The sequence below is a fragment of the Streptomyces sp. TG1A-8 genome (assembly GCF_030499535.1).
Classification (GTDB): Bacteria; Actinomycetota; Actinomycetes; order Streptomycetales; family Streptomycetaceae; genus Streptomyces.
Map to the genome: position 1 here is coordinate 1,176,410 of NZ_JASTLB010000001.1, position 26,336 is coordinate 1,202,745.

At 73.1% G+C, this 26,336-nt stretch carries 20 protein-coding genes, 3 pseudogenes and 1 riboswitch; of the genes and pseudogenes, 2 read left to right on the forward strand and 21 right to left on the reverse strand.

The features are described from left to right. Positions 1 to 55 precede the first annotated feature (55 nt). The 4 genes and pseudogenes from QQY24_RS04730 to QQY24_RS04745 form a co-directional block, all read right to left on the reverse strand. Positions 56 to 2,488 carry a glycoside hydrolase family 3 N-terminal domain-containing protein gene (locus tag QQY24_RS04730; protein ID WP_301971392.1) on the reverse strand — a complete coding sequence of 811 codons (2,433 nt, stop codon included), beginning with the start codon at positions 2,486 to 2,488 and terminating at the stop codon, positions 56 to 58. Beyond that, positions 2,485 to 3,303, reverse strand: coding sequence for a carbohydrate ABC transporter permease (locus tag QQY24_RS04735; RefSeq protein WP_301971393.1), 819 nt, complete (start codon positions 3,301 to 3,303; stop codon positions 2,485 to 2,487). Before QQY24_RS04735 ends, QQY24_RS04730 begins: the two co-directional genes overlap by 4 nt. Next, positions 3,300 to 4,256 (reverse strand): carbohydrate ABC transporter permease, encoded by a 957-nt coding sequence (locus QQY24_RS04740; protein WP_301971394.1) that lies wholly within the window; start codon positions 4,254 to 4,256, stop codon positions 3,300 to 3,302. Before QQY24_RS04740 ends, QQY24_RS04735 begins: the two co-directional genes overlap by 4 nt. Before the next feature lie 7 nt (positions 4,257 to 4,263). Continuing rightward, positions 4,264 to 5,567 (reverse strand): annotated as a pseudogene (locus QQY24_RS04745) (ABC transporter substrate-binding protein). 137 nt (positions 5,568 to 5,704) lie between these two features. Between QQY24_RS04745 and QQY24_RS04750 the strand changes: the two are divergent. Then, complete coding sequence (locus QQY24_RS04750; RefSeq protein ID WP_301971395.1) at positions 5,705 to 6,727, forward strand: LacI family DNA-binding transcriptional regulator; 1,023 nt, start codon at positions 5,705 to 5,707, stop codon at positions 6,725 to 6,727. Positions 6,728 to 6,948: 221 nt separating this feature from the next. On the opposite strand, the pseudogene QQY24_RS04755 reads toward QQY24_RS04750, so the two are convergent. From QQY24_RS04755 to QQY24_RS04770, 4 genes and pseudogenes are all read right to left on the reverse strand, one after another. After that, a pseudogene (locus QQY24_RS04755) lies at positions 6,949 to 7,169 on the reverse strand (long-chain fatty acid--CoA ligase); the annotation flags it as partial. Positions 7,170 to 7,950: 781 nt separating this feature from the next. Beyond that, positions 7,951 to 9,144 carry an MBL fold metallo-hydrolase gene (locus QQY24_RS04760; protein WP_301971396.1) on the reverse strand — a complete coding sequence of 398 codons (1,194 nt, stop codon included), beginning with the start codon at positions 9,142 to 9,144 and terminating at the stop codon, positions 7,951 to 7,953. A gap of 143 nt (positions 9,145 to 9,287) precedes the next feature. Further along, positions 9,288 to 10,073: an SGNH/GDSL hydrolase family protein gene (locus QQY24_RS04765; protein ID WP_301976150.1), complete on the reverse strand. Its 786-nt coding sequence runs from the start codon at positions 10,071 to 10,073 to the stop codon at positions 9,288 to 9,290. Positions 10,074 to 10,390: 317 nt separating this feature from the next. Continuing rightward, positions 10,391 to 11,347: a LysM peptidoglycan-binding domain-containing M23 family metallopeptidase gene (locus QQY24_RS04770; RefSeq protein ID WP_301971397.1), complete on the reverse strand. Its 957-nt coding sequence runs from the start codon at positions 11,345 to 11,347 to the stop codon at positions 10,391 to 10,393. A gap of 4 nt (positions 11,348 to 11,351) precedes the next feature. Beyond that, positions 11,352 to 11,512: riboswitch (cyclic di-AMP (ydaO/yuaA leader) on the reverse strand. 460 nt (positions 11,513 to 11,972) lie between these two features. Between QQY24_RS04770 and QQY24_RS04775 the strand changes: the two genes are divergently transcribed. Then, positions 11,973 to 12,770, forward strand: a complete 798-nt coding sequence (locus tag QQY24_RS04775) for a tyrosine-protein phosphatase (RefSeq protein WP_301971398.1) — start codon at positions 11,973 to 11,975, stop codon at positions 12,768 to 12,770. A 6-nt stretch (positions 12,771 to 12,776) separates the two neighbouring features. Here QQY24_RS04775 and QQY24_RS04780 read toward each other — a convergent pair whose 3' ends face one another. The 13 genes and pseudogenes from QQY24_RS04780 to QQY24_RS04840 form a co-directional block, all read right to left on the reverse strand. Then, complete coding sequence (locus QQY24_RS04780) at positions 12,777 to 12,899, reverse strand: DUF6126 family protein (RefSeq protein WP_301971399.1); 123 nt, start codon at positions 12,897 to 12,899, stop codon at positions 12,777 to 12,779. Continuing rightward, complete coding sequence (locus QQY24_RS04785) at positions 12,896 to 13,519, reverse strand: helix-turn-helix domain-containing protein (RefSeq protein ID WP_301971400.1); 624 nt, start codon at positions 13,517 to 13,519, stop codon at positions 12,896 to 12,898. The genes QQY24_RS04780 and QQY24_RS04785 overlap by 4 nt, the downstream gene beginning before the upstream one ends. 90 nt (positions 13,520 to 13,609) lie before the next feature. After that, entirely contained in the window at positions 13,610 to 14,995 is a 1,386-nt protein-coding gene (locus QQY24_RS04790) for an aspartate aminotransferase family protein (RefSeq protein ID WP_301971401.1), read from the reverse strand. After that, a pseudogene (locus QQY24_RS04795) lies at positions 14,992 to 15,480 on the reverse strand (transketolase C-terminal domain-containing protein); the annotation flags it as partial. The gene QQY24_RS04790 and the pseudogene QQY24_RS04795, both read right to left, overlap by 4 nt. Positions 15,481 to 15,764: 284 nt before the next feature. After that, positions 15,765 to 16,787 carry an adenosyl-hopene transferase HpnH gene (gene hpnH, locus QQY24_RS04800; RefSeq protein WP_301971402.1) on the reverse strand — a complete coding sequence of 341 codons (1,023 nt, stop codon included), beginning with the start codon at positions 16,785 to 16,787 and terminating at the stop codon, positions 15,765 to 15,767. 5 nt (positions 16,788 to 16,792) lie between these two features. Then, complete coding sequence (locus QQY24_RS04805; protein ID WP_301971403.1) at positions 16,793 to 17,434, reverse strand: 1-hydroxy-2-methyl-2-butenyl 4-diphosphate reductase; 642 nt, start codon at positions 17,432 to 17,434, stop codon at positions 16,793 to 16,795. Positions 17,435 to 17,438: 4 nt separating this feature from the next. After that, on the reverse strand, positions 17,439 to 19,514 hold the full coding sequence (gene shc / locus QQY24_RS04810; RefSeq protein ID WP_301971404.1) for a squalene--hopene cyclase: 2,076 nt from the start codon (positions 19,512 to 19,514) through the stop codon (positions 17,439 to 17,441). A 116-nt stretch (positions 19,515 to 19,630) separates the two neighbouring features. Then, positions 19,631 to 20,764 (reverse strand): polyprenyl synthetase family protein, encoded by a 1,134-nt coding sequence (locus QQY24_RS04815; RefSeq protein ID WP_301971405.1) that lies wholly within the window; start codon positions 20,762 to 20,764, stop codon positions 19,631 to 19,633. Continuing rightward, complete coding sequence (gene hpnE / locus QQY24_RS04820) at positions 20,764 to 22,197, reverse strand: hydroxysqualene dehydroxylase HpnE (protein ID WP_301971406.1); 1,434 nt, start codon at positions 22,195 to 22,197, stop codon at positions 20,764 to 20,766. Before hpnE ends, QQY24_RS04815 begins: the two co-directional genes overlap by 1 nt. 175 nt (positions 22,198 to 22,372) lie before the next feature. Then, positions 22,373 to 23,335, reverse strand: coding sequence for a presqualene diphosphate synthase HpnD (gene hpnD, locus QQY24_RS04825; protein ID WP_301971407.1), 963 nt, complete (start codon positions 23,333 to 23,335; stop codon positions 22,373 to 22,375). After that, positions 23,332 to 24,243 carry a squalene synthase HpnC gene (gene hpnC / locus QQY24_RS04830; protein WP_301971408.1) on the reverse strand — a complete coding sequence of 304 codons (912 nt, stop codon included), beginning with the start codon at positions 24,241 to 24,243 and terminating at the stop codon, positions 23,332 to 23,334. Before hpnC ends, hpnD begins: the two co-directional genes overlap by 4 nt. Before the next feature lie 360 nt (positions 24,244 to 24,603). Then, complete coding sequence (locus QQY24_RS04835) at positions 24,604 to 25,410, reverse strand: ABC transporter ATP-binding protein (RefSeq protein WP_301971409.1); 807 nt, start codon at positions 25,408 to 25,410, stop codon at positions 24,604 to 24,606. Beyond that, positions 25,403 to 26,332, reverse strand: coding sequence for an ABC transporter permease (locus QQY24_RS04840; protein ID WP_301971410.1), 930 nt, complete (start codon positions 26,330 to 26,332; stop codon positions 25,403 to 25,405). Before QQY24_RS04840 ends, QQY24_RS04835 begins: the two co-directional genes overlap by 8 nt. Positions 26,333 to 26,336: the final 4 nt, after the last annotated feature.

The following is a 26,336-nucleotide window of genomic DNA, read 5'->3' on the forward strand; positions in this document are numbered from 1 at the left end:
CGGAGAGTGGTGGTCGTGGCCCTGGTTCAGCCGACGTCCGTGCCGACCGGTACGGTCACCCCTCCCCGCCCTCCCCGCCCTTCCCGCCCTCCTGGACCTCCCGGCCCCCCTGGCCCTCCAGTGCTTCCCCGGTGAACGCCGCGTGGAAGCGCCGGGTGTGGTCCACGGGGCGTTCGGCACCGGTCAGGGTGACCCTCGCGGTCAGACGCGGGTCGGTGCTGGAGGCCGCCAGACGCAGTTCCAGCTCGCCCGGCTCGACCACGCGCCGCCCGTCCCGGCCGGTGAACGAGGCGAGGTCGGCCGGCACCGTCACGCGCAGCCGGCGCGCCTCCCCGGGGGCCAGCGGTACCCGGGTGAAGCCGATGAGGCGCTGCACCGGCTGCACGACGGAGGCGACCGGATCGTGCAGGTACAGCTGCACGACCTCGGTGCCGGCGCGCTGCCCGGTGTTGCGGACGGTGAAGGCCAGCGAGAACGCTCCGTCCGTGTCCGCCGTCCCCTGCCCGACCACGAGGTCGGACCAGGTGAAGGCCGTGTAGGACAGCCCGTGCCCGAAGCCGAAGGCGGGTGTCGGGTCGATGTTGGAGACCTCGCTCGCGTGGGCGAGCCGCGCGCCGAGGTAGGTGGCGGGCTGGGCGCCGGGCCCCCTGGGCACGCTGACGGGCAGCCGTCCGGAGGGGTTGATCCGACCGCTGAGCACGCCCGCGACGGCCGTCGTCCCCTCGACGCCCGGGAAGAAGGACTCCACGATCGCGGCGGCCCCGTCCACGGCGCGCCCGAGCGCGTAGGGGCGTCCGGCGAGCAGCACCGCCACCACCGGCGTGCCCGAGTCCAGGAGCGCGTCGAGCAGGTGCTGCTGGGCGCCCGGCAGGGCCAGCGACTCGGCGTCGCACCCCTCGCCGCTGGTGCCCCGGCCGAAGAGTCCCGCCCGGTCGCCGAGGACCGCGAGCACGACGTCGGCGTCCCGTGCCGCCCGTACGGCCTCGGCGATGCCGGACAGGTCACCGTCGTCGATCCCGGTGCCCCGCACCACCGTCACCTCCGCGCCGGGGAACTCCCGGGCCACGGCTTCGCCCAGGGTCGGCAGGCCGATACCGGCCGGGGTCCGCGGGTGGTGGACGCCGACGTGCAGGGGGAAGGAGTAGCACCCCAGCACAGCCGTGGGTTCGGCCGCGTTGGGGCCGACCAGCGCGATGCGGCGCGGCCGGCCGAGCGGCAGTGTGCCGTCGTTGGTGAGCAGCACCACCGCTTCCCCGGCGACCTCGCGGGCCAGCTCCCGGTTCGCGGGCGTGTCCAGGTCGACCGTGCCGCGCAGCGCCTCCGCGTCGTCCAGGTCGGCTCCGGCGAGCGCGGGCGGCACCGGGTCCCAGCCGGGGTCCAGCAGTCCGAGCTGGGCCTTCTGGGTGAGGACCCGGCGCAGGGCACGGTCGATGAGGGACTCGGGCACCCGTCCGGCGGTGACGGCCTCGGCCAGGGGGGCGCCGAAGGTCTTGACGGTGGGCAGTTCGACGTCGACGCCGGCCCGCAGGGCGCTGTGCGCGGCGCCGGCCCAGTCGCCGGCGATGCCGTGCAGGGTGCGCAGGAAGGCGATGCCGAAGTAGTCCGCGACGACCGTGCCGTCGAAGCCCCAGGTGTCGCGCAGCAGCCCGGTCAGCAGGTCCTCGTCGGCGGCGGCCGGCATGCCGTCGGTGTCGGTGTAGGCGTGCATGACGGACCGGGCCCCGCCCTCGCGCACGGCCATCTCGAAGGGCGGGAGCAGGATGTCGGCGCGCTCGCGCGGGCCCGCGCCCACGGGCGCGAGGTTGCGGCCGGCCCGTGAGGCCGAGTAGCCGGCGAAGTGCTTGAGCGTGGCGACGACGCCCGCGGACTGCAGTCCCCGGACGTAGGCCGTGCCGATGGTGCCGACGAGGTACGGGTCCTCGCCGATGGTCTCCTCCACGCGGCCCCAGCGGGCGTCGCGCACCACGTCGAGGACGGGGGCGAGGCCCTGGTGGACGCCGACGGAGCGCATGTCCCGGCCGATGGCGGCGGCCATGCGGCGGACCAGGTCCGGGTCGAAGGTGGCGCCCCAGGACAGCGGGACGGGGTACGCGGTGGCGCCCCAGGTCGCGAAGCCGGCCAGGCACTCCTCGTGGGCGACGGCGGGGATGCCGAAGCGGTTCGCCGAGGCGATGCGCGCCTGGGTGCGCACCAGGGACAGCGCGCCGAGGGCGGGGTCGACGGGTGCGGTGCCGAAGGGCCGGGTCAGCTGGCCTAGGCCGACCGGCAGGAGGGCTTCGAGGTCGACGGCCTCCTCCATGTCGTGCTGGTGGGGCGCCACCTCGCCGCCCTCGTCGGAGGCGCCCACCCACACGCCGTAGAGCTGGGCGATCTTCTCGTCGAGGGTCATGGCCTCGATCAGGGCGGACACCCGGGTGCCGAGGTCGCGGCCGGGGTCGTTCCAGACGGGGGTTTCGGGGGTCGTTTCAACTGCCACGTTGGCGGTCACTTTCCTCCGACGCCCATGAGGCCCTGGACCAGGGCCCGGCGGGCGAACAGATAGACGAGCAGGACGGGCAGCATGGACAGCACCACGGCTCCGAGCAGCCCGGGGATGTCGATGCCGTGTTCCGTTTGGAAGTTGTACAGGCCCAGCGTGATCACCTTGGTGGAGTCCGACTGGGTCAGCACGAGGGGGAACAGGAAGCCGTTCCACGCCTGGAGGGCGGAGAACACCACGATCGTGGACAGTCCGCCCCTGGACAGCGGCAGGACGAGCCGGAAGAACATCCGCCGCGGTGTCGCGCCGTCCATCACCATGGCCTCGAACAGCTCCCGGGAGATGTCACGCATGGCGCCGCTGAGGATCAGCGCGGACATCGGCAGGCAGAAGGCGGTCGTCGGCAGGATGACGCCGAGGAGGTTGTCGTACAGGCCGGCCTTGCTGATCAGGTAGAACATCGGGACGATGACGGCCTGCGCGGGGATGGCGAGCCCCAGCAGGAACAGCCGGAAGATCTGCGAGGTGATCCGGCTGGTGCTGCGGACGATCGCGAAGGCGAGCGGCGGCACGAGCAGCAGGACCAGGCCGACGACGCACACGGTGACGAGGGCCGTGTTGAGGAAGTACCGGCCGAAGCCGGAGTCGAACGCCCCGGTGTAGTGGTCGAGGGTGAAGCTGCGCGGGAGGGCCAGCGGACCGTTGCCGGCGTAGTCCGCCCGGGAGCGGACCGTCGCCGCGAGCATCACGAGCAGCGGCAGTCCGACCAGGACGAGCCAGAGCAGCGAGCCCGCGCCGGCCGCGTAGTTGGGGCGCCGCCTCATGACAGACCCTCCATGGAGCTGCGCATCTTGTCGTAGCCGGAGACCCGTACGACGATCAGCGAGACGATCGTGGCCGCGACGACCAGCAGCAGGGCGATGGCCGCCCCGGCGCCGAAGTCGAAGCTCTTGAAGGCCTCCTGGTACATGTAGTAGGCGCTGATCGTGGTGTCGGTGCCCGGGCCGCCCTGGGTCAGGATGAGCACCGTCTCGAACGTGGTGAGCCCGCCGACGATCATCAGGATCACCGAGGTGATCATGGAGTTGCGCAGTTGCGGCAGCGTGATGTGGAAGAACCGGCGGTAGCGTCCCGCTCCGTCGATCTCGGCCGCCTGGTACAGCACCGCGGGGACCGCGCGGGCGGCGCCCTGGTAGATCAGCGTGTGGAACGGGGTGAACTGCCAGGTGCTCACGAACGCCAGCACCCCGATGGCCGTGGACTGCCTGCCGAACAGGTTGCCGTCGCCGAACAGCCAGGCGGCCCGGGAGGGGATGCCGAAGTTCGGGTCGAGCAGCCCCCGCCACAGCACCGACACGGCGGTGGAGGACAGCAGCAGCGGGACGAAGTAGACGGCCGACAGCACCGCGCGGTTGCGCTGGTGGCCGGCGGCCCAGACGCCGAGCACGATGCTCAGCGGGGTCTGGACGGCCACGCCGAGCGCGGTGAGCAGCAGGGTCAGCCAGATGCTGTTGATCATCACCGGGTCGTCGAGGATGCGTGACCAGTTGTCCGTGCCGACGAACCGGGGGGAGCCCAGGCCGTTCCAGCTCATGAAGGACAGCGCCGCGACCATGACCAGCGGGACGAGGGCGAAGAGGGTGAAGAAGACGGTGGCGGGCAGCGCCCAGACGAAGCCGGGGCGCCCGACTCCGGCGGCGTGAAAGGCCCCGGGCCGCCGCCGGGCCCGCTGCGGGGTCCCGGCGGCGGGCGGAGCGCTCGTGGTCTGTGTGGTCATGAGCGGTTCATTCGGTCGGCAGGGCCTGCATGGCCTTGATGAAACCGCCGGTGTCCAGCCGGCCGTTGAAGAACTGCTGCACGGCCTGGCGGATGGGCGTGATGGCGGACGGCGGGTAGGCCTGGTCCCACGACAGCTGGAACGACGGGGCGTTGGCGACCAGGTCGTACTGGAAGCGGGAGTACGCCGGGCTCGCCGAGGTGTCGAGGAACTTGGCGGTGTTGGTGGTGGTCGGCAGGTTGCCGATGGCCATCTGCGCCTTGACGAACTCGTCGGAGTACATGAGTTTCAGGAACTCGGCCACGGCCCCGGGGTGCTTGGTCTTCTTCAGCACCGAGTAGAAGTTGTTGGTGTTGCCGACGATGTCCTTGGCGTCGCCCTTGCCCGCCGGGACGGCCGGGAAGGTGGTGTAGCCGAGGCCCTTGCGCGCGAAGTCCTCCGCGTCCTGCTGCTGTTGGGCGTAGTACCAGGAGCCCATCAGCTCGAAGCCGGCCTTGCCCCGGGCGACCAGCGCGGGTGAGGCGCCGTTGGTGTACTTCACGGAGTCGTAGCTGCGGCCGAAGGCGCCGGCGTCGACCAGGTCCTTGAGCATGCCGAGCGCCTTCTTGCTGTCCGCGCTCGCCCAGGCGCTCCCGTCACCGCTGAGGGCCTTCTGGAACAGTCCCGGGCCGGCGACACGGTCGTACACGTACTCGAACCACATCAGGGTCGGCCACTGGTCACCGCCGCCCAGGGCGATGGGGGTCACCCCCCGGGCCTTGAGCCTGCCGACCGCGTCCAGCAGGTCGTCCCAGGTCTTGGGCGGCTTCACGCCCGCCTGGTCGAGGACGGTCCTGTTGTGGAACAGCAGCACCGGCTGCGTGCCGCGCATCGGGACGCCGTAGGGCTTGCCGTCGATGACCGCGCTGTTGAACACCGCGGGCAGGAACTTGTCCTCCAGGTCCGGGTCCTCCTTGATGAAGCCGTCCAGCGGCATCAGCAGGCCGGCCTTCACGAACGGCTGGATGCTGCCCCCGCCCCAGTTGAAGAACACGTCCGGCGCCTGCGGCGTGTTGATGATCGTCTGCAGCTTCTGCTGGTAGTCGGCGCCGGGGATGGTGTCGAGGACCGCCTTGACGCCGGAGGTCCTGTTGAAGGCCGCCACGATCCGCTTCTCGACCTTGTTGCTGGCGTCCCCGTACACGAGGACGTGGATCCTGCCGTCGTCCGACGCCCCCCGCCCTCCCCGCCGCCGCAGGCCGAAAGGCTCAGCGTCAGGGCGAGGGCCGCCCCGCAGGCGAGCATCCGGGGCAACTGCGCACGTGTCTTCATCGTCCGCCTCTCGAAAGTTTCGGTATCATTCCCGAAATCCTTGTCGCCGGACAGTAGGATCGGCTCCGCCTTCGGGTCAACGGTCGTGCAGGCATGCATCCAAACCGTTACCGACGGCCGTGGCCTATCCTTCGGCCATGCATGACAAAGACGAGGTGGAGGGCAGGGTGACCCTGGGCGTCGTAGCCAGGCAGGCCGGAGTATCGCCTTCGACAGTTTCGAAGGTCCTCAACGGACATTCGGACGTCTCCTCCGAAACCAGGGTCCGGGTGGAGCGGTTGCTCGACGCCCACGGCTACCGTCGGCGGACCCGGCGCGCCCCCCGGGCGCCGCTGGTCGAACTCGTCTTCCACGAACTGGACAGCGTCTGGGCGGTGGAACTCATCCGGGGGGTGGAGAACGTCGCCCGGCAGAACGGGGCGACCGTGGCGCTCACCGGGAGCGGCACGCGGCACGCGCCCGCGAGCGACTGGATCGAGGGCGTCCTGCGGCGCCGGCCGCTCGGCGTCGTCCTCGTCCTCTCCGCACTGCCCGAGGAGGCCAAGAGCCGGCTGCGGCTGCGGGACATCCCGTTCGCGATCGTGGATCCGGCCGGCGACCCCGACCCGGACGTGCCCTCCGTCGGCTCCGCCAACTGGGCCGGCGGCCTGGCGGCCACCCGCCACCTGATCGAGCGCGGGCACCGGCGCGTCGCGATCATCACCGGGCCCGAGGACATGATGTGCTCGCTCGCCCGCCTCGACGGCTACCGTTCGGCCATGACCATGGCGGGCCTGGTCCCCGATCCGCGCCTGATCCGCTTCGGCGACTTCCACGTGCGGGGCGGTTTCGAGCACGCGAGGGAGTTGCTGGCGGGCCCGGACCGGCCGACCGCCATCTTCGCGGGCAGCGACCTGCAGGCGCTGGGCGTCCTGGAGGCGGCCCGCACGCGGGGCCTGAGCGTACCGGAGGACCTGTCGGTCGTCGGGTACGACGACGTCCCCCTGGCCCAGTGGTCGAGCCCGGCCCTGACCACGGTGCACCAGCCGCTGCGGCACATGGCCGAGGAGGCGGCACGGATGCTGTTCCGCCCCGCCGGGCCCGGCGGGGCCGCCCAGCGCATCGAACTGGCGACCCACCTGGTGGTGCGGCGGAGCACGGCGCCGGTGGGCGGGGGGTGAACGGGGCACGGCGCCACCCGGGCCCGGCCACCGGTCCCGCTGGATCGCCGGGCGGCGGTCGCCTCGTGCAGGCCGACCGGTCCGCAGGGCGCCGGTCCGTCCCGGTCCTGCGGAAGGCGGCGCCTCCGGGGCGGATACGCCGGGTGCCGGCCGGGGCCGGGGAGACGCCCGGGCCGGTTGCGTCGCGGCCGTCCCCACATCCCCGCCGCGGCCCGGTCGCCTCAGCCGACGTCCGGCCCGGGCCGGACGATCTCGCGCTTGAGGACCTTGCCCGTGGGTCCCTTCGGCAGGTGGTCGGCGATCCACACGACGCGTGGGTACTTGAAGGGCGCGACCCGCTCACGGAGAAGCCGCGCAGCTCGTCCGGCGCGGCGGACATCCCGGCGCGCAGCACCACGGCGGCGGCGACCTCCTGACCGTGGACTTCGTGCGGTACGCCGACCTGGACGTGGCGGTGCTGAGCGCTGCCGGGCGCGTCCCACTCGTTGTTCATCACCACGATGCACGGATCACCCGGCACGATGCCGAAGAACCGGGCCTTGCGGCGCAGGAAACGCCGCCTCGCGTGACGCTGTCACAGCCGTACCGATCCCCCGCTGAGCATGCCGGTGACAAGCCCGACGACAACGTTCGGGAACGTACCCGTCGTTCGCGCCCCTGCCCGGTCCGGCCCTTCATGGTGGCAGGAGGCGGGATGCGCAGAAAGATCGCAGTCGGCGGGAGGCATGTGCTCCACCCGGTCGGTCGTGTGGGGCCTTCAGCCGACGGATCTCCTTGGGATCCCCGGCTTCGGGGAGAGTCGTACTGGACGACCCCGGGCGCCTCAGTCCCGGCCGGTCCGGCGACCGGACCGGCCGCAGAGGGTGATCGACTCCGCTGGCGCGTTGAAGGGGTGCACCGGTGACAGGGGCGCCGCGGCGTTGGGCCAGGGCGATGAGACAGACGTGTGCCGCGCCCCGGACGCCGCCACCGGTACCGGCCGGGCAGCGCAGTCGAGCGCCGGCCGGCCGGGCCCCCGCTGCGAACTCAGCGCCGCACGATGCGGGTGCGGACGACAACCCGGGACGGGCCTTCCGGGGACGGCCAGGGCCCGGATCGCCGGGCAGGGGCCCCGTGCCCCGCCCGGGGCACCCCGCCCGGGGCCCGGACCACCCGGTCGTGCCCCTCGGCCGGGAGACGCTCCGGCACCCGGACCATCTCCCCCGGCTCGTCCCCGGCCGACGTCACCGCTCACCGGCGAGGTCGAGATCCTTCTTGCTCGTCCCGGCCGCACCCCCGACGCTCCGTGGACGCCGCCACGGACGCGCCACCGGACCGGACACCGCCCGCCACCACGCCTCCACCGGCGGCTTCCCCGCCGGCTCGAACGGCTCGCCCGGCCGGGGGAACGCCACCGCCTGCCCCGCCTCCTCGGCCGCGTCCTTCATCCACTCCCCCGGCTCGGCCCAGGCGTGCGGGGCGAGGTTGAAGGTGCCCCAGTGGATCGGGAGCAGCACCCCGCCCGGACCGCCGCCCTGGAGGTCGAGGTGGGCGCGCAGGCCCTCCTCGGGGGTCATGTGGATGTCCGGCCAGAACTCGCTGTACGCGCCGACCTGGATCATCGTGGCGTCGAACGGGCCGTGCGCGGCGCCGATGTCCTCGAAGCCCTCGAAGTAACCGGTGTCGCCGCTGTGGTAGATCCGGTGCTCCTGCCCCGTGACGGCCCAGGACGCCCACAGCGTGTGCTGGGTGTTGCGCAGGCCCCGGCCGCAGAAGTGGCGGGCCGGGGTCGCGGTGAGCGTGAGTCCGCCGACCTCGGCGGACTCGTGCCAGTCGAGTTCGCGCAGCCGGTCCGGAAAGACGCCCCAGTGCTCGAGGTGGGCGCCGACCCCCAGGGGCACGGCGAACACGGTGCCGGTCCCGGCCAACGCCTTGATCGTGGGCATGTCCAGGTGGTCGTAGTGGTCGTGCGAGATGACCACCACGTCGACCGGGCCGAGCGCCGCCAGCGGCAGCGGCACCGGGTGCAGGCGCCTGGGCCCGGCGAAGGGGAACGGGGAGCAGCGCTCGCTCCAGACGGGGTCGAACAGCACCCGGTGTCCGTCGATCTCCGCGAGCACGCCGGAGTGGCCCGTCCAGGTCAGCCGGAGCCCGGTGGCGGGCGGCCTGGCGAGGTCGGCGTAGGTCGTGGCGTGGACCGGCACGGTGCCCCGGGGCGAGCGCAGGAGCCGCTGCTCCTTGTCCAGGAAGAGCTTCGCGAAGTCCCACCGGGAACCGGGGGGCACGGTGCGGGTGGTGCCCCCGGGGTTCTGGAAGACACCGTCCTGGAAGTGCGGGGAGCGGCGGATGCGGGCCATGCGCTCACCGTCCGGGTCTGCGCCGAAGGCCGCGGGCCGCGGCAGGCTGAGCCCGGGGCTCTGGGAACGCACACCGGTCACGGTACCTCCAGGGAAGTCACTGAGGCCCTCCATTATGGTCGGTGCCTGCGGTACTGCGGGCGGGGAGGGCCGAACGCCCCTGCGCCTCCCGGCGGGGCCGTGCTCCGCGCCGGCCGGGGCGGCGCGGAGCACGGCCCCGGTGGTCAGGCCACGGGGGCGATGCGCATCCTGATGTCGTGCGGCGACAGGGGGCCCTTGGCCGTCACGTGGTCCCCGGAGGACTGGCCGCGCAGCCTGCGGCCGATCCACGGCACCAGGTACTCGCGGGCCCACTGCACGTCGTCGCGGCGGATCTCCAGCGTGCCCCGGGGCGGCAGCGGCGGCCAGGGCTGCTCCGGGTCGGCCGGGATCTCCAGCCCGAGGACCTGGCCCGCGCGCAGCGCGACCCGCGTGTGGCCCTCGGGCGAGAGGTGGAGCCGGTCGTTGTCCCAGGCCCGGCGGTCCTGCACGGACCTCAGGGACCACAGGTCGAGCACGGGGCAGCCGTACCGGTCGGCGATGGCGCGGACGTGCCCGTTGTAGGTGGCGATCTTGCCGCGCAGGTGCTTGAGCACGGGGACGCCGCGGGTGTCGAAGCCGGTGGTCACCATCACCGTGCCGGCGGCCGCGGCCAGCCGGGCCACCGCCCGTTCGAAGCGCTCGGCCACCTCGTCCGGGTCGGTGCCGGGCCGGATGATGTCGTTGCCGCCCGCGCAGAAGGAGACGAGGTCCGGGGCGAGTTCGACGGCCTGGGGGACCTGGTCCGCCACGATCTGGTCGAGCAGCTTCCCGCGGACCGCGAGATTGGCGTACTCGAAGTCGCCCTCCGGCCGCCGGTCCGCCAACAGGACCGCGAACCGGTCGGCCCACCCCACGAACGCCCCGTCCGGGCCGGGATCGCCCACGCCCTCGGTGAAGCTGTCCCCCACCGCCACGTACGACCCGATCACTGATCTGTTGTCATTCTTCGAATCGTCTGCCACGTCGGGTCATGATTCACCTTCGGATGTGACCTACGCGACCGTAAGCGGGGATTGACGAACGGTGAGATGAGCCACTGCCAAAGACTTCACCAACTGCGGAATAGCCGTGTCCCCGCAGGTGTTGACTGTGCGACCGCCGCCCGGAGCACCGTGGGGCGGCACCGCGCGACGCCACCGCGCGACGCAGTCGCACAGATACGCCGAAGGCCGGCCCGCGGGAGCGCGGGCCGGCCTTCGGCGGCGTGTCGGGCAAGGTGGTGCGGGCAGGGCGGCGGACCGGCGCCTCAGCCCACGGTGACCCCGTGCAGGCGGAGGTAGCCGACGGGGTCGACGTCCGAACCGTAGTCCGGCGTCGTGCGGATCTCGAAGTGCAGGTGCGGGCCGGTCACGTTGCCGGTCGCCCCGGACAGGCCGAGCTGCGCGCCCTCGGCCACGGTCTGTCCGGCCGAGACGGAGAGCTGGGACAGGTGGGCGTACTGGGCGTAGTGGCCGTCGTTCAGCTTGATGACGACCTGGTTGCCGTAGGCGCCGCCCCAGCCGGCGGACACGACCGTGCCGGCGGCGACGGCCTTGACGGGGGTGCCGGTCGGGACGACGAAGTCGACGCCGGTGTGGTAACCGCTGGACCACATGCTGCCGGCCACGTGGTAGCCGGTGCCGAGGACGGCTCCGGTGACCGGGAGGGTGTAGCCGGTGGACGTGGCGGGGGCGGACGCGGCCGGGGCGGACGCGGCCGGGGCGGACGCGGGGGTCTTCGCCGCCGGGGCCGCCCGGGTCGTCCCCTCCTCCTCCGCCCGGTCGTCCGCCGGCGACGGGGTGCCCTGCGCGGCCGGGGCCCCGGTGCGCGCCGCCGCGGCCTTCCCGCCGAGCGTGAGCTTCAGGCCGGGGTGGATCAGCGACGGGTCGCCGCCGACGGCCTGCCGGTTGTCGTCGTAGAGCCGGTGCCAGCCGCCGCCCACGTGCTGCTCGTCGGCGATCCCCGCCAGGCAGTCGCCGGCCCTCACCGTGTAGGTGCGCACTTCGGAGGCGGTCCGCGCGGCGGTCCGCTGCTGGGACAGCGCCTGCTTCCCGGCGGCGGGGGACCCGGCGGCCTTGCCGGGCGCGGACGGCGGGGTGGCGGCGTGGGCTCCGGTGGTCCCGAGGAGCGGCAGGGCCAGAGCGGCGCCGCCGGTGCCGGCGACGGCGATGGAGCGGGTGAGACGCTGGGTCTTGGGGCGTCGGTGCTTACCCTTCGCGGGCATGGTGCATTCCTCTCCGGCGCCTGCGGGGTGAGCTGTCGGGTTCGGGCTGGAGCTGCCCGGCCGCGCGGTGCGCGGCTGCACCCCTAGCCTGTCGCGGAGACCGGACAGGCAGTGGTACCTGGTGGGTCCCCCGCTCCTGCCGTGGACGGGTGACGTGTGGGGAGTCCGGGCGGCGGCAGGATTCGGCGTTCCGTCCGGACGGGTGGCGAACGTAAGCGAACGGGACGCGCGGAAACAAGCGGCCTTTCCCGGGATTCTCCGTTCCGGGTGATCGACATCCCGGGGACGCGCTCACCCTCCGTGCGGTCCCGTCCTTTCCCGATCGGCAATCCCCCGGCGGGAAAAGGGATTTGCCCGAGCGGCGTGCGCAACGCACGGTCACGACTATGACGCTCCTCACGCGGCACCCTCCCCCCGCCTCCCATTACGGACCGAGTCGTTGCGAAAGTGTCGTTTCGGGCAGGGTGCCGGGTGTGCGGCGGGCGGGGAGCCCCGGGCCCGGGCCGTCGTACGGGGCGCGGCGGAACGGGTGCGACGGCTCGTGGCACGGGGAAGGCGATGTCGTATCGTCGGCTGAACGCCCGCCGGCGAGCCGCACCGGCGGGGCCTACCGGGAGGAGCCCCCGTGACGCAGCAGGTCCCGTCGACCGAGCCCGAGCTGGCCGGAGTGCGCAACTTCCGTGACGTGGGCGGACTGCCGACCGTGGACGGACGGCGGGTGCGCCACGGAGTGCTGTTCCGCAGCGGTCACCTCGCGCACGCGACGGAGGAGGACGCGGCCTTCCTCGCCTCCCTGGGCCTGCACACGATCTTCGACTTCCGCAACGCGGCCGACCAGAGGCTGGAGGGTCCGGACGTCGTGCTGCCCGGCGTGCGCAACGTGAACCTGCCGCTGAGCGACCCCGCGGACGGCGCCGAGTTCTGGAAGATGGTCCGCGACGGCGACCTCGACCAGCTGCGCGGCATCCTCGCGGACGGCAAGGGGGCGGCCCGGATGGTCGCCTCGTACCGCACGATCGTCAAGGAGCGCACCGCCGAGCACTCCCGGGTGCTGCACGCCCTCGCCGAGGACAGCGTGCCGGCGCTGATGCACTGCGCGGCCGGCAAGGACCGCGCGGGCATCTCCATAGCCGTGACGCTCCTCGCCGTGGGCGTGGAGCGGGAGGCGGTCGTCGCCGACTACCTGGAGTCCAACGCCAGGCACCGGCGCTACCGGGTCCGGCGCAGCGGCAGCGCGGAGACCGCGTACACGCCCGAGGTGATGGACCTGCTCAGCCCGCTCTTCGACGCACGCGCCGAGTACCTGTCGGCGGCCTTCGAGAGCATCGAGGAGACGTGGGGCGGAATCGACGCCTACTTCGAGCAGGGTCTCGGGCTCGACCCGCGGACCCGGGAGCGGCTGCGCGAGCGCCTGCTGGACTGAGCGCGCTCAGCCCTTGGCCCCCAGGGCGAACAGCAGGTAGAGGAACGCGGCCAGCACGTGCCCGAGGGCGATGTAGACGATCAGCCGGATCCAGAGCGAGCGGGGGAACTTCTCCTCCATGTTGCTCATGGGTGTTCCCCCGTCAACGGGCCCAGGCACAGGGTGGCCGTGGGACTCTGCAGCAAGGTGTGGACGAACAACAGTTCGACACCGTCGTGGCCCTCGGCGGCGAGGCGGTGCGGGGTGAGCGAGTCGAAGTGCGCGCCGTCACCGGGCGCGAGCAGGTGCGCGCCGTCCCCGAGGCGCAGCCTGAGCCGCCCCTGGAGGACGTGGAGCCACTCCTCGCCGGGGTGGACCCGCACGATGTCGCCCTGGGCGCCGTACGGCACCCGGACGCGCAACGCCTGCATGCCGCGTCCGGGTGCCCCGGCCTGGAAGTACGTCCAGCCGCCGGCGCGCGTCGGTTCCATGTCGGCGGCGCGCACGACGGCGTCGCGGTCGGCGGTGCTCTCGCCGAGCAGTTCCGAGACGGTCGTACCGTAGGTGCGGGCGAGCGCGAGCAGCGTCGGCAGCGAGGGCTGGCGCCGCCCGGTCTCCAGCCGGGACAGGTGGGCCGGGGACAGCCCGGCGGAGCGTGCCGCGGCCTCCAGGGTCAGGCCGGCCCGCCGGCGCAGGGCGCGCAGCTGCGGCGCGACGGCGGGCAGCTCGTCCCCCCGGCCCGCCGGCGGTTCGGCGTGTGAGGCGTTCATGCCCCCATTCAGCCGCAGCCTTGCCCGTGCGGCAAATTACTTGCCTCTCAGGCAAAAACCGCGGCCGGGAGCGGCGGGGCCGCCGCGCCGTCAGCGGTTGGCCACCGCCTGCTTGATCAGGGTCCTGCCGAAGTCCCACATCAGGCCGCCGCCACTGTGGGCGTCGTCCATCACGGCGGTGAAGGCACCGAGGAACCGGTCCACGTCGGCCTCGTCGAGGACCAGCGGCGGGATCAGCTTGATCACCTCCAGGTGGTCGCCGGAGACCTGGGTGAGGATCCGGTGCCGCTGCAGCAGCGGGACGACGACCATCTGCGCGAACAGGCCCTTGCGGGCGGCCTGGAGCATCGTCCAGCGGCTGCGCAGTTTCAGCGAGGAGGGCCGGCCGAACTCGATGCCGATCATCAGGCCCCGGCCGCGGACGTCGGCGAGCAGCTCGTACTCGTCGATCAGCGCGGTCAGCCGGGACTTCAGCAGCTCGCCGGTGGCGCGCACCCCGGCGACGATCTGCTCGTTCTCCATGACCGACAGCACGGCGAGCCCCGCGGCCATCGCCTGCGCGTTGGCCCCGAAGCTCGCCGAGTGGACGAGGACGCGGTCCATGGACGAGTAGACCTTCTTGAAGATCCAGTCCCTGCCGAGGGTGGCGCCGACCGGGACGTAGCCGCCGGACAGCGCCTTGGCCACGCACACCAGGTCCGGTTCGACCCCGTCCTCGCGCTGGTAGGCGTAGAAGTCGCCGGTGCGGCCGAGGCCGGTCTGCACCTCGTCGGCGATGAGCAGCGCCTTGTGCCGGTGCAGCAGTTCCTGGGCGGCGCGCAGGTAGCCGGGCGGGGCCTCGTGCACGCCCTTGCCCTGGATCGGTTCGACGATCAGGGCGGCCACGTCGCCCTTCCCCAGCTCCCGCGCGAGGGCGTCGAGATCGCCGAGGGGGACGGCGGTGTCGGGCAGCAGCGGGGCGAAGCCGTCGCGGAAGCCGGTCTCGCCGTTGACCGACAGCGCGCCGGTGGTCAGGCCGTGGAAGGCGTGCTCGCAGTACAGGATCCTGGGCCGCCCGGTGGCGTACCGGGCGAACTTCAGGGCCGTCTCGACGGCCTCCGTGCCGCTGTTGCCGAAGAACACCCGGTCCAGGTGCGGGCTGTGGGTGAGCAGGCGTTCCGCGAGCAGACCGGGCAGCGGCTGGCAGTCGAAGCGGGTCAGGTCGGCGAGGTCCGCGTCCAGGACGTCGTGCAGTGCCCTGCGGACGACCGGGTGGTGGCGGCCCAGGCCCATGACGCCGAACCCGGCGAGCATGTCGAGGTAGTCGTTGCCGTCGGCGTCGAAGAAGTGGGCGCCCTCGGCCCGTTCGTACACCTTGTCGAAGCCGATGGTGTGCAGCATGCGCGGGAGCTGCGGGTTGAGGTACTTCGTGTGCAGCTCGTAGCGCTCGGCTCCGCGCTCGGCGAGGAGTGCGCCGAGGTCGAACTCCGTGGTCATCCAGTGGTCTCCTGTTTCTCCCCGCCCGGTCCGCCGCTGTCCCCGGCGGCCGGGCTCGCGCTGATCCGCCCGGCGGTCCCGACGGGCGTGAGGCCTGTGTCGGCGGGCACCTCGCTGCACTCGGCGGGCGCCAGGAACTGCCCGGGGACGCCGAACCGCCGCACCGGCACGTCCACGTCGGCGCCCGCGGGGGCCAGCGCCACCGCCGGACCCACGCCCGCGGCACTGCTGTCGTCCTCCACGACGGCCACCGGACGGTGTCCGGCGGCCGGCGCCGGCAGCACGGGGCCGACGGGCTCGACCCGGCGGGGGTCCACCGTGCAGCCGGTGCCCCGCGCCCGCAGCAGCCCGGCGGCGCGCAGGCACACCGGCGCCGTCACGCCGACCGCGACCGGCAGCGCCTCGGGGCGCCCGGCACGGCGCAGGACGTCCGTGCCGCCGATCCGGCCGACGGCCGGGATGCCCGGGCCCACCGGCTCCTCCGGGTGGAGCGCGGCGGCCGGTTCCGGCACGCCCGGGCCGGGCCCGGGGCGACCACCGGCCCCCGACACCTCGTGCACCAGGAAGTCACCCGTTCCGTCGAACAGCTCGCCGAGTCCCGCCCCGGGCAGCTCCTTCGGGTCGCGCGGTCGCCGGCCGGGCCGGCACCGGACCCCCGCCCCCGCACCCGGCCGCCGCCGGCCCGGTGCGGACCGGCCGCGGCGCGCGCCGCGCGGCGACCGGCCGGGCCGGCGCCCCGGACCGGACCGGGCGGACGGCCGGCACGGGGTCACCCGCGGTTTCCGGACACGGTCTCGCGCATGGCCCGCAGCGACTCCTTCAGGGAACCCATGGTGGCGAGGACGGCGGTGGGCTCGTAGCCGCAGTGCGCCATGCAGTTGGCGCAGCGCGGGTCCTTGCCGCGGCCGTAGCTGTCCCAGTCGGTCTTCTCGATGAGCTCGCGGTAGGTCGGCACGTACCCGTCGCTCATCAGGTAGCAGGGGCGCTGCCAGCCGAACAGCGAGTAGTTCGGGATCGCCCACGCCGTGCACGGGAAGTCGACCCTGCCCTCCAGGAAGTCCAGGAAGAGCGGGGAGTGGTTGAGCCGCCACTTCCTGCGGTTGCCGCCCGAGAAGGCCTTCCTGAACAGTTCGCGGGTCTGCTCCACGCCCAGGAAGTGCTCCTGGTCGGGCGCCTTCTCGTAGGCGTAGGCGGGCGAGATCATCATCTCGTCGACCCCGAGGTCGTCGTTGAGGAAGTTGAGCACCTCGATGATGGTCTGCGGGGTGTCGGTGTTGAAGAAGGTGGAGTTGGTGGTCACCCGGAAGCCGCGCCGCTTGGCCTCCTTGATGGCCTCCACCGCCTCGTCGAACACCCCCTCCTTCGCCACGGACGCGTCGTGGCGCTCGCGCAGTCCGTCGATGTGCACCGCGAAGGCGAAGTAGGGCGAAGGGGTGAACTTGTCCATCTTCTTGCGCAGCAGCACGGCGTTGGTGCACAGGAAGACGTACTTCCGCTTCGCCACCAACTGGCGCACGATCTCGTCGATCTGGGGGTGCATCAACGGTTCGCCGCCGGCGATGGACACCATCGGCGCACCGGACTCCAGCACCGCGCCCACGGCCTGGGCGACCGGCATGCGCTGCTTGAGCACACCGGCCGGGTGCTGGATCTTGCCGCACCCCTCGCACTTGAGGTTGCAGGCGAAGAGCGGTTCCAGCTCGACGATGAGCGGAAACTTGTCCCGCTTGCGGAACTTCTGTTCAGCCAGGTATGTAGCGACCTTGATGGACTGGCGCAGCGGCATGGCCATCTGGCTCACCTCCGGGGGAGCAGCACATTACGGTGCCATTCGAAAAAAGCGGGCAGGACGGAACGGAGAACACGGAAAGCTGATATTCCACCGCGCACTGTGCCGATCCGGACGAGCTCGTGTTCGGGAGCGTCCACGACCACCCGTACGGCCGCGACCGGACGCTCGCCCGCGCGGACCGCGGCGAGGAGCGTGGCGGCCGACTCCATGTCGACCGCGATCGCGCCGGTCGCGCGCAGGGCGGACCGTTCGTGGCCCCGGACGACGTGTTCGGAGCCGGTGAGCGGGCCGGTGTGGACCGTGCGCCCGGGCAGGGTGCGCACGAGTTCCCCGACCAGCAGGTCGGTGTCCGCGCACGGGACGGTTCCGCGCGGGTCCCGGGTCTCCTCGGCGACGACCAGGTCGCCGGGGTGCATGCCGGGGGCGAGTCCGGCGCAGAAGCCGGTGGCCAGCACGGCCGCGCCGGCCCACGCCGGATCGGCCAGCCGGCCGGTGACGGAGCGCTCCGCCGCCCGGGGGCCCATGCCCGTGCGGACGACGGTGACCGGCCCGCCGGCACCACCGCGGTCGCCGGTGCGCAGGGCGAGGTGCTCGATGCCGAGCGCGCAGGCGATCAGCAGCGGGGCCGGAGCGGGCCGGGTGCTCATCGCGTCAGCTCCCCTTGGCCTCGGACAGCGGCTTGCCGCCGGCCTCGTGGAGCGGCTTCTTGGCTTCCGGGATGGGCTTCCTGGCCTTCGCGAGCGGCGGCCGCTCGAAGGGGTCGCCGTGCAAGTACCTGCCGAGCGCGGTGAGCGGGAAGACCTGCCGGTACAGGTGGTAGTTGATGGAGAAGTCCCAGGGGAAGCCGGTCCCGGTGAAGTAGGGCTCGTCCCAGGAGCCGTCCTCCCGCTGGGTCGAAGCCAGCCACTGGACGCCGCGCTCGACGGCCCTGGAGCCCCGCTCCCCCGCCGCGAGCAGCGCCATCAGCGCCCAGGCGGTCTGCGAGGCGGTGGAGGCGCCCCGGCCGCTCCACTCCTTGGTGTACCGGTAGGAGCGCAGGTCCTCGCCCCAGCCGCCGTCGTCGTTCTGGACGCTCTCCAGCCAGGTCACGGCCCGGCGGATCGCCGGGTGCGAACCGGGCAGGCCCGCCGCGGTGAGCGCGGGCACCACCGAGCCGGTGCCGTAGACGTAGTTGACGCCCCAGCGGCCGAACCACGAGCCGTCGGCCTCCTGTTCGGCCAGCAGCCACTCGACGCCGCGCCGGGTGCGCGGGTCGTGGGCGAGGCCCTCGGCGGCGAGCATCTCCACGACGTGCGCGGTGACGTCCGCGGAGGGCGGGTCGATGACCTCGCCGAAGTCGCAGAACGGCAGCCGGTTCGGGAACGGGCTGGTGTTGTCGGCGTCGAAGGCCCCCCACGCGCCGTTCCTCGACTGCATCCCCAGGTTCCAGCGGACCGCGCGCCCGATCGCCCGGTCCACCCGCTCGGGGTCGTGGTGCCTGACCCGGCGCAGTGCGAGGGCGACCTCGGCGGTGTCGTCGATGTCGGGGTAGTTGTCGTTGTGGAACTCGAACGCCCAGCCCCCCGGAGGAAGCTGGGGCCGCTTCACCGCCCAGTCACCGGGGCGGACGATCTCCTCGCCGAGCATCCAGTCGGCCGCCTTGACCAGTTGCGGGTGGTCGGCGGGCAGACCGGCGTCGGCCAGCGCGATGGTGGCGAGGCAGGTGTCCCACACCGGGGACTGGCAGGCCTCGATCATCCGGGCGCCGTCCTCGCGCCAGACCGCGAAGCGGTCCAGCGACTCCAGCCCCGCGCGCATCACGGGGTGCTGGAGGTCGTAGCCGAGCAGGTGCAGGGCGATGACGGAGTACACGGCCGGGGGCTGGATGCCGCCCCAGCAGCCGTCGTTCTCCTGCCGCTCGATGATCCAGCGGGCGGCGGAGTTCACCGCGGCCCCGCGCAGCCGGCGCGGGACGACCTTCCGCAGCCGGTGCAGCGCCTTGTCGATGCGCTGGAAGGCGCCGTCCCAGCTGGCCGCGGGGGCGAGCGGCTTGGGCGGGTTGGGGTCGGCCGGGTCGGTGTGCAGCTCGTCCAGCGCGAAGGGCGCCGGGCGCACCGGGCGCTTGGCGGACACGATGGTGAGCGGCACGATGGTCTGCCGGGCCCAGCACCCGAAGTCGTAGATGTTGAGCGGCATCCAGGTGGGGAAGTAGATCAGCTCCGGCGGCAGCTCGGGCAGGTCCTCCCACTTCCACCAGCCGAACAGGGCGAGCCAGATCCGGGTGAAGACCCGGGAGGCGGCGATGCCGCCCTGTTCCCGGACCCACGCCGAGGCCTTCGCCATGTGCGGGGCGTCGGGCGCGTCGCCGGCCAGGCGGAGGGCGACGTACGCCTCGATGGTGGTGGACAGCTCGCCGGGGCCGCCGTAGAAGGTGGCCCAGGTGCCGTCCTCGCGCTGTTCGCCGCGGACGAACTTGGCGGCGGCCCGGGTGGTCGCCTCGTCGAGGATGCCCAGGAACTGGCGGAGCAGCAGGTCCTCGGCGTCCATGGTGACGTTCGTCTCGAGGTCCCCCTTCCACCAGCCCTCGGCGTCCTGCCGGGCGAGCAGGAAGTCGGTGGCGCGCCGCGCGGCGCGTTCGGCGGCTTCGTGCACCCCGGCCGCCGCGGGGGTGGTGATGCGGGTGTCGCTGGCCGCGGCAGCGCGGGGCGGCAGGGCGGCCCCGGTGCTTCCGTCGGTCGTCGCTGTCATGGCTTCCCCTTCGTGCAGTCGTGCGAGTCGTGCTGCTGTGGGTCAGCCGTCGGCCGGTGTCCGTCATCCCCCGGCACCGGCCGGCGACTATGCGAGGGTCATTCGGCCGATAGTGATCATCTCTTCCGTACGACGACGAAGTCGGCGAGCGCCGTGAACGAGGTCCGCACCCGGTCGGGCATGTCGACGGCGTCGAGGGCTTCGATGGCGATGGTGTGCTGACGGCGCGCTTCGCCGGCCGTCCAGTCGCGTCCGCCGGCCTCCTCGACGAGGGCGGCGCGGGCCGCGAACTCCTCCTCGGAGAAGTTCTCGAAGTCGCTGCTCCCGGCGTCGGCGGCGAGGATCTCGCCGAGCCGGTCGGAGGCGGGGCCGCCCGCCGCGAGCGCCGCCACCACCGGCAGGGACTTCTTGCGCTGGCGCAGGTCGCTCCAGGTCTGCTTGCCGGTGGCCTCCGGGTCGCCCCAGATGCCGAGGAGGTCGTCGACGGCCTGGAAGGCGAGGCCGAGGTGGTAGCCGTACCTTTCCAGCGCGTCGGCGGTGGCCCCGTCCGCGCCGCCGAGGACGGCGCCGATGGAGGAGGCGCAGGCGAGCAGGGCGCCCGTCTTGTTGCCCTCCATCTCCAGGCACTCCTCGACGCTGACGCGGTCGCGGTGCTCGTAGGAGATGTCCTGCGCCTGGCCGTCGATCAGGGCGCGGGTGGCGGTGGTCAGCCGGCGGGCGGCGCGGCCGGCCTCGACCGAACCGAGTTCCAGCAGCACCTCGTTGGCGAGGGCGAACAGCGCATCGCCGACCAGGATCGCCTGGGCGGGGCCGTGCACCTTCCAGACGGTGTCGCGGTGCCGGCGCTGCTCGTCGCCGTCCATCAGGTCGTCGTGCAGCAGCGAGAAGTTGTGCACGAGTTCGACGGCGACGGCTCCCGGGACGCCCGTCTCGGGCGCGGCGCCGGTGACCTCGGCGGACAGGACGGCGAGGGCGGGGCGCACGGCCTTGCCGCCGTCGCCGTCGGCGGGGTTGCCGACCGCGTCGATCCAGCCGAAGTGGTAGGCGGCGACGGTGTCCATGGGAGGCGCCAGGCGGTCGACGGCCGCACGCAGGACCGGTGTGGCCAGGGTACGGCCGCGCTCCAGCAGCGCGGTCACGTCCACCGCGGCCCTTGCGGCGGGTGTCGGGGCCGGGGGCACAGCGGGCACAGTCTCTCCTCTTGTTGCGGTACCGGGGGTGCGGGGGCCTGCCGCCGGCTGATGGCGCATCAGGCGGCCTCCTCCAGGGCGAAGAGGCGGCGGGGGCGGGGCCGGCCCAGGGCGGTCAGCGCGGCGTCGGCCGCGCTCACCCCGCTGCGGACCGCACTCTCCATGGTCGCGGGCCACCCGGTGGCGGTCCACGCTCCGGCCAGGTACAGGCCGGGGGCCTTGGTGCGGGCGCCGGGCCGCAGCCGCCCGACGCCGGGGGCGGGGGCGAACGTGGCGGTGCGCTCCCGGGTCACGAAGAAGTCCCGCACCCGGGCCGCGCGGGTCCCGGGGATCAACCGTTCCAGTTCGGGCAGGTAGCGCTCGCGCAGCGCGGCGACCGGCGCGTCGATGTCGTCCCACGCGGCGGACTGGGACAGCGCCAGGTACTGGCCGTCGCGCAGCCCGGACGCGTCGGTGCGGTCGAAGACCCACTGCACCGGGGTGCCCAGGGCCGCGAGGAAGGGCCGGGCGAGCACCTTGCGGTCGTAGACGACGTGCACGTTCAGGATCGGCGCGGTGCCGATCTCCAGCAGCCGCCCGGGGGCGTCGAGGGCGCCGGGCGGGAGCAGGCCGTGGGTCTCGCGCTGGGGCACGGCGAGGACGACCGCGTCCGCGTGCAGCGTCCCGCCGGGCACCCGGACGCTCCAGCCTCCGTCCTCGCCGGGGGACACGGAGGTGACGCGCGTACGGGTCTCGGTGCGCACGCCCGCGGAGCCGAGCGCCTCGCGGGCCAGCCGGTCGTGCAGTTCGCCCAGCGGGACCCGGGCCCAGCCGATGTCGGCCGCGCCCGGTCCGGACAGCAGACCGGTCCTGAACACCATCGCGGCCAGGCCCAGCGAGGCGTCGCCCGCGACCGCGTTGAGGGTGGCGACCCCGATCAGGTCCCACAGGGCCTCGACGGCGCGCGCCGACTGGCCGTGGGCGGCCAGCCAGCCGCCGAAGTCCCGGTCGTCCAGGGCGGGGTTGGCGGGGTCGAGCCCCCCGAGCGCGAGCGCGGCCCGGCCGACCGCGGCACGCTCGGCGAGCGAGAGGTGCGGATAGGCGGCCAGGCTGCGCCCCAGGTGGAGGGGGACGGGCAGCGGGTCGCGCCGCAGCCGTCCGAGCCGCCGCCCCTCGGGCTTGGCGACGTCGACGACGGGCACGTCCAGGCGGTCCTGCAGCGGTGCCAGCGCCGTGCCCCCGATCCGGTCGAGGAACCAGCGGTAGGCGGTGCAGCAGCGCAGGTACACGTGCTGGCCGTTGTCGACGGTCAGCTCGCCGCGCCGGAAGGAGAAGGCGAGGCCGCCCAGCCTCGGTCTGCCTTCGAGGAGGGTGACGCGGACGCCCGCGTCGGCGAGCGCGAGCGCGGCGGTGGTCCCGGCGAGGCCGCCTCCGACCACGACGGCGCTGCGGCCCGCCGTGCCCGCCGCCGGGGCGCCGGTGTGCGCCCCCGTGGGGTGTGGGTCGTCGCTCATCGTGCGTCCTTCCGTGCGGGCCGTGCGTGCTGCCTGCACGGTGCACGTCCGGCCGTCGCGGTCAGGGACGCCACGCCGGGGCGCGGGGTCGCCCGCCGCGCCGGGCGGCCGCGGCCGGCGGCGTTCGCGGAACCCGCCGGGCGCGACGGGCGACGGGCTCCGTGCGCACGGCGCATCAGGCGCGCCTCCTGACGGTCCGGCGGGCGGCGGTGCGGGCCACGTGCCGGGTGTCGAGGCCGGACAGGCCGCGCACGGCGACGTAGGCCTTCTCGTGCCCGGGCAGCGAGACCCGGCCGCGCAGCACGGCCTCCGGCTCGCGCTCGATGCGGTCCAGCAGCCGGCGGTAGATGCCCGCCATGGCGGCCACGCACGCGCCGCTGCGCCGGTCGAGCATGGGCAGCAGCCGGTAGCCCTCGGCGAAGAGGGCGCGGGCCCGCCGCACCTCGAAGTGCACGAGGCCCGCGAAGTCGGAGCCCTCCGGGGGCACCGGTGCGCCGAACCCGGCCGAGCAGCCGAACTTGGCCAGGTCGTCGGCGGGCAGGTAGGTGCGCCCGCCCTCGGCGTCCTCGCGGACGTCCCTGAGGATGTTGGTGAGCTGCAGCGCGAGGCCGAGGGTGTCGGCGTACTCCGGTGCGCGCTCGGTGCCGCGCGCCCCCGGCTCGGTGCCGAACACGCCGAGCGAGAGGCGGCCGATGGCGCCGGCCACGCAGCGGCAGTAGACCTTCAGGTCGTCCCAGGTCTCGTAGGCGTGCCCGCGCACGTCCATCTGGACGCCGTCGATCAGCTCGTCCAGGCCGTCCAGCGGGATCGGGAAGGCGCGGGCGGCGTGGGCGAGGGCGACGGCCACCGGGTCGGTGTCGTCCTCCTCGACCCCGCCCCCGCGGACCCGGGTGAGCAGTGCCCGGGTCTCCTCCAGCCGCGCGGCCTTGACCTCGTGGGGCAGGTCGCCGTCGCCGATGTCGTCGACGCGCCGGGAGAAGGCGTACAGCGCGGACATGGCACGGCGCTTGGGTGCCGGCAGCAGTCTGATGCCGTAGGCGAAGTTGCGGGCCTGCTGCCCGGTGACGGTCTCGCAGTAGCCGTAGGCGGCGAGTACCGGTGCCGACACGTGCGGCGGCGCGTCCACGCTCCGGATCACCTCTCTCCTCGCAGGGTCACGCCCGCCTCACGCAGCAACCGGACCTTGCCGGGGCGGGGCGGACCGGGCAGTACGTCGTACTCGGCGGCGGCGATCGCCCGGATCGCCGCCCTTCCTCCCGCCACGAACCCCGCGAGCAGCAGCTTCAGCCTGCCGTGGACGCTACCCACCAGGGGGGCGCCCTCATCCAGCAGCCCGTGGGCGCGTTGGGCTTCGTATGCAACCAGGGCGCGCACCGATGCGCCCGCGGTTTTCGCGGCGAGGTCGGTTTCCCGGACGTGGAAGCGCCTCATGTCCTCGGCGGGGAGGTAGATGCGGTCGCGGCCGAGGTCCTCGGCGACGTCCTGGAGGTGCTCGACGATCTGCAGCGCGGTGCACACCGCGTCGGACCGGCGGATCCGCTCGGGGGTGGAGGTGCCGGTGACGGCGAGGACGAGGCGGCCGACGGGGTTGGCGGACAGTTCGCAGTACGCCAGGAGGTCGTCGTAGGTCTCGTACCGCTTCACCAGCTGGTCCTGGCGGTTGGCGGCGATCAGGCCGAGGAAGGGCTCCGGGGTCAGGGAGCGCCGGTGGACCGTGGGCTGCAGCCGGCGCAGCAGGGGGTGGCGCGGGGTGCCGCCGAAGACGCGGCGCAGGTCGGTCTCGAAGGCGTCGAGGAGGACGAGGCGGTCCCCGGCCTCGGCGGCCGGCACGCCGAGGGCGCGGGCGTCGGCTCCGCCGGGGGCCAGGTCGCCGTCGCCGATGTCGTCGACCAGGCGGGCGAAGCCGTACACGGCCACGAGGTCGTCGCGCCAGGCGCGGGGCAGGAAGAAGGGCGCCACGGGGAAGTTCTCCCGTGCGGCCTTGTCCAGGGTGGCGCGTTCCAGCGCGGCGCGTTCCGGTGCGGGCGCCGGGGTGGTTCCCGTCATCGCACGCTGTCCGGGACGGGGACGGCGCATGCTGTGTCGAGCCGGGGAGTCTCCGTAGCCATTGCCGTCACATCTCCCGTTCTACACTGCCGACCCAATACACACTATTTCGGACACGCCGCCCGGCCCTCCACAGGACCGCCCGGCGGAGGGTGTCGCGCATTATCGGCCCACTTGCCGCTTTCCGGGGCCGCTACAGCTTACGTTGTACAACGCGGCGGGGTCCGGCAGGGTGTCCCGCGCATCACAACAACACACCGATCGGCTTCAAAATTCCTTGGAACGCGCGGAGTTGACGTTTCCTTTGCACGTGCGAGGCCCCGCCGGAGAGCTTCCGGCGGGGCCCTGGCCGAATTCGGGCTACTTGCCCGTGAATTTCTCGTACTCCTTGAGCACCTCGTCCGTGGGGCCGTCCATGCGCAGTTCACCGCGTTCCAGCCACAGGACGCGATTGCAGGTGTCGCGGATGGACTTGTTGTTGTGACTGACCAGAAACACCGTGCCGGCCTCCTTGCGCAGTTCACGGATGCGTTCCTCGGAACGCTTCTGGAACTTGCGGTCACCGGTGGCGAGCGCCTCGTCGATCATGAGGACGTCGTGGTCCTTGGCGGCGGCGATGGAGAAGCGCAGCCGGGCCGCCATGCCGGAGGAGTAGGTGCGCATCGGCAGGGTGATGAAGTCACCCTTCTCGTTGATGCCGGAGAAGTCGACGATGTCCTGGTAACGCTCCTTGACCTCCTCGCGCGACATGCCCATGGCCAAGCCGCCGAGGATGACGTTGCGCTCGCCCGTCAGGTCGTTCATCAAGGCGGCGTTCACACCGAGCAGGGAGGGCTGGCCGTCGGTGTAGACCTTGCCGCTCTCGGCGGGCAGCAGCCCGGCGATGGCGCGCAGCAGGGTGGACTTGCCGGAGCCGTTGGAGCCGATCAGGCCGATGGCCTCGCCCCGGTGGGCGACGAAGGAGACACCGCGCACGGCGTGCACCCTGCGCACCCCCCGCGCCGCGTCGTCGGAGCCGCGCCGCAGGATGCGGCTGAGCGCGGCGGTCGCGCTGCCCCTGCCGGCCCTGGTGCCGTTGACCCGGTAGACGATGTGCAGGTCGTCCGCGATGACCGTCGGGCGGGGGTCCGCGCCGGCGGTGCCCTCCCGGGAGGTGTGCTCAGCCACGGCCGTACCGCTCCTCCGCCTTCCAGAAGTACACGAAACCGCCGGCGAAGACGGCCACGGCCCAGAACAGGGCGATGACCCACACGTGCGGCGGCAGGTTCCGGGCGCCGTACCCGTCGATCAGCGCGAAGCGCATCAGGTCCATGTAGACCGCGGCCGGGTTCACCTGGAGCACCCGGACGATCCACTCGGGCCGGCCCTCCAGCATCTTGTGGATGGAGAACATGACGCCGGAGGTGTACATCCAGGTCCGCAGGATGAACGGCATCAGCTGGGCGAGGTCCGGGGTCTTGGCACCCATGCGGGCCACGATCAGCGTCAGGCCGGTGTTGAACAGGAACTGCAGGGCCAGCACGGGCACGATCAGCAGCCAGGACGGGCCCGGGTAGCTGCCGAAGCCGATCGCCACGACGAACAGCACGATCATCGAGAACAGCAGCTGCTGGAGCTGCTGGAGCGAGAAGGAGACGGGCAGCGAGGCGCGCGGGAAGTGCAGGGCGCGCACCAGACCGAGGTTGCCGGAGATCGCCCGCACGCCCGACATCACCGAACTCTGCGTGAAGGTGAAGACGAACACGCCGGTGACCAGGAACGGGATGTACACGTCGTGGGACATGCCCCTGCTGGCCTTCAGGATCAGGCCGAAGATGAAGTAGTACACGGCCGCGTTCAGCAGCGGTGTGGCCACCTGCCACAGCTGCCCGAGCTTGGCCTGGCTGTACTGCGCCGTCAGCTTCGCCTGGGAGAAGGCGAGGATGAAGTGGCGCCGTCCCCACAGCTGACGGACGTACTCCACGAGCGAGGGCCGGGCGCCGCTCACGGTGAGCCCGTACTTGGCGGCGAGCTGCGCCGCCGTCAGTCCCTCGTCGGGCGACGGGGCCGCGCTCACCGCGACACCGCCGTCATGCGCTGTCTCACTCACGGGG

Bases quoted from the DNA above. Each gene is read 5' to 3' on its own strand.
- QQY24_RS04735 (WP_301971393.1), bottom strand. From the start codon at position 3,303: ATGAGGCGGCGCCCCAACTACGCGGCCGGCGCGGGCTCGCTGCTCTGG.
- QQY24_RS04740 (WP_301971394.1), bottom strand. From the start codon at position 4,256: ATGACCACACAGACCACGAGCGCTCCGCCCGCCGCCGGGACCCCGCAG.
- QQY24_RS04750 (WP_301971395.1), top strand. From the start codon at position 5,705: ATGCATGACAAAGACGAGGTGGAGGGCAGGGTGACCCTGGGCGTCGTA.
- QQY24_RS04770 (WP_301971397.1), bottom strand. From the start codon at position 11,347: ATGCCCGCGAAGGGTAAGCACCGACGCCCCAAGACCCAGCGTCTCACC.
- QQY24_RS04780 (WP_301971399.1), bottom strand. From the start codon at position 12,899: ATGAGCAACATGGAGGAGAAGTTCCCCCGCTCGCTCTGGATCCGGCTG.
- QQY24_RS04785 (WP_301971400.1), bottom strand. From the start codon at position 13,519: ATGAACGCCTCACACGCCGAACCGCCGGCGGGCCGGGGGGACGAGCTG.
- QQY24_RS04790 (WP_301971401.1), bottom strand. From the start codon at position 14,995: ATGACCACGGAGTTCGACCTCGGCGCACTCCTCGCCGAGCGCGGAGCC.
- hpnH (WP_301971402.1), bottom strand. From the start codon at position 16,787: ATGGCCATGCCGCTGCGCCAGTCCATCAAGGTCGCTACATACCTGGCT.
- QQY24_RS04805 (WP_301971403.1), bottom strand. From the start codon at position 17,434: ATGAGCACCCGGCCCGCTCCGGCCCCGCTGCTGATCGCCTGCGCGCTC.
- shc (WP_301971404.1), bottom strand. From the start codon at position 19,514: ATGACAGCGACGACCGACGGAAGCACCGGGGCCGCCCTGCCGCCCCGC.
- QQY24_RS04815 (WP_301971405.1), bottom strand. From the start codon at position 20,764: ATGCGCCATCAGCCGGCGGCAGGCCCCCGCACCCCCGGTACCGCAACA.
- hpnE (WP_301971406.1), bottom strand. From the start codon at position 22,197: ATGAGCGACGACCCACACCCCACGGGGGCGCACACCGGCGCCCCGGCG.
- hpnC (WP_301971408.1), bottom strand. From the start codon at position 24,243: ATGACGGGAACCACCCCGGCGCCCGCACCGGAACGCGCCGCGCTGGAA.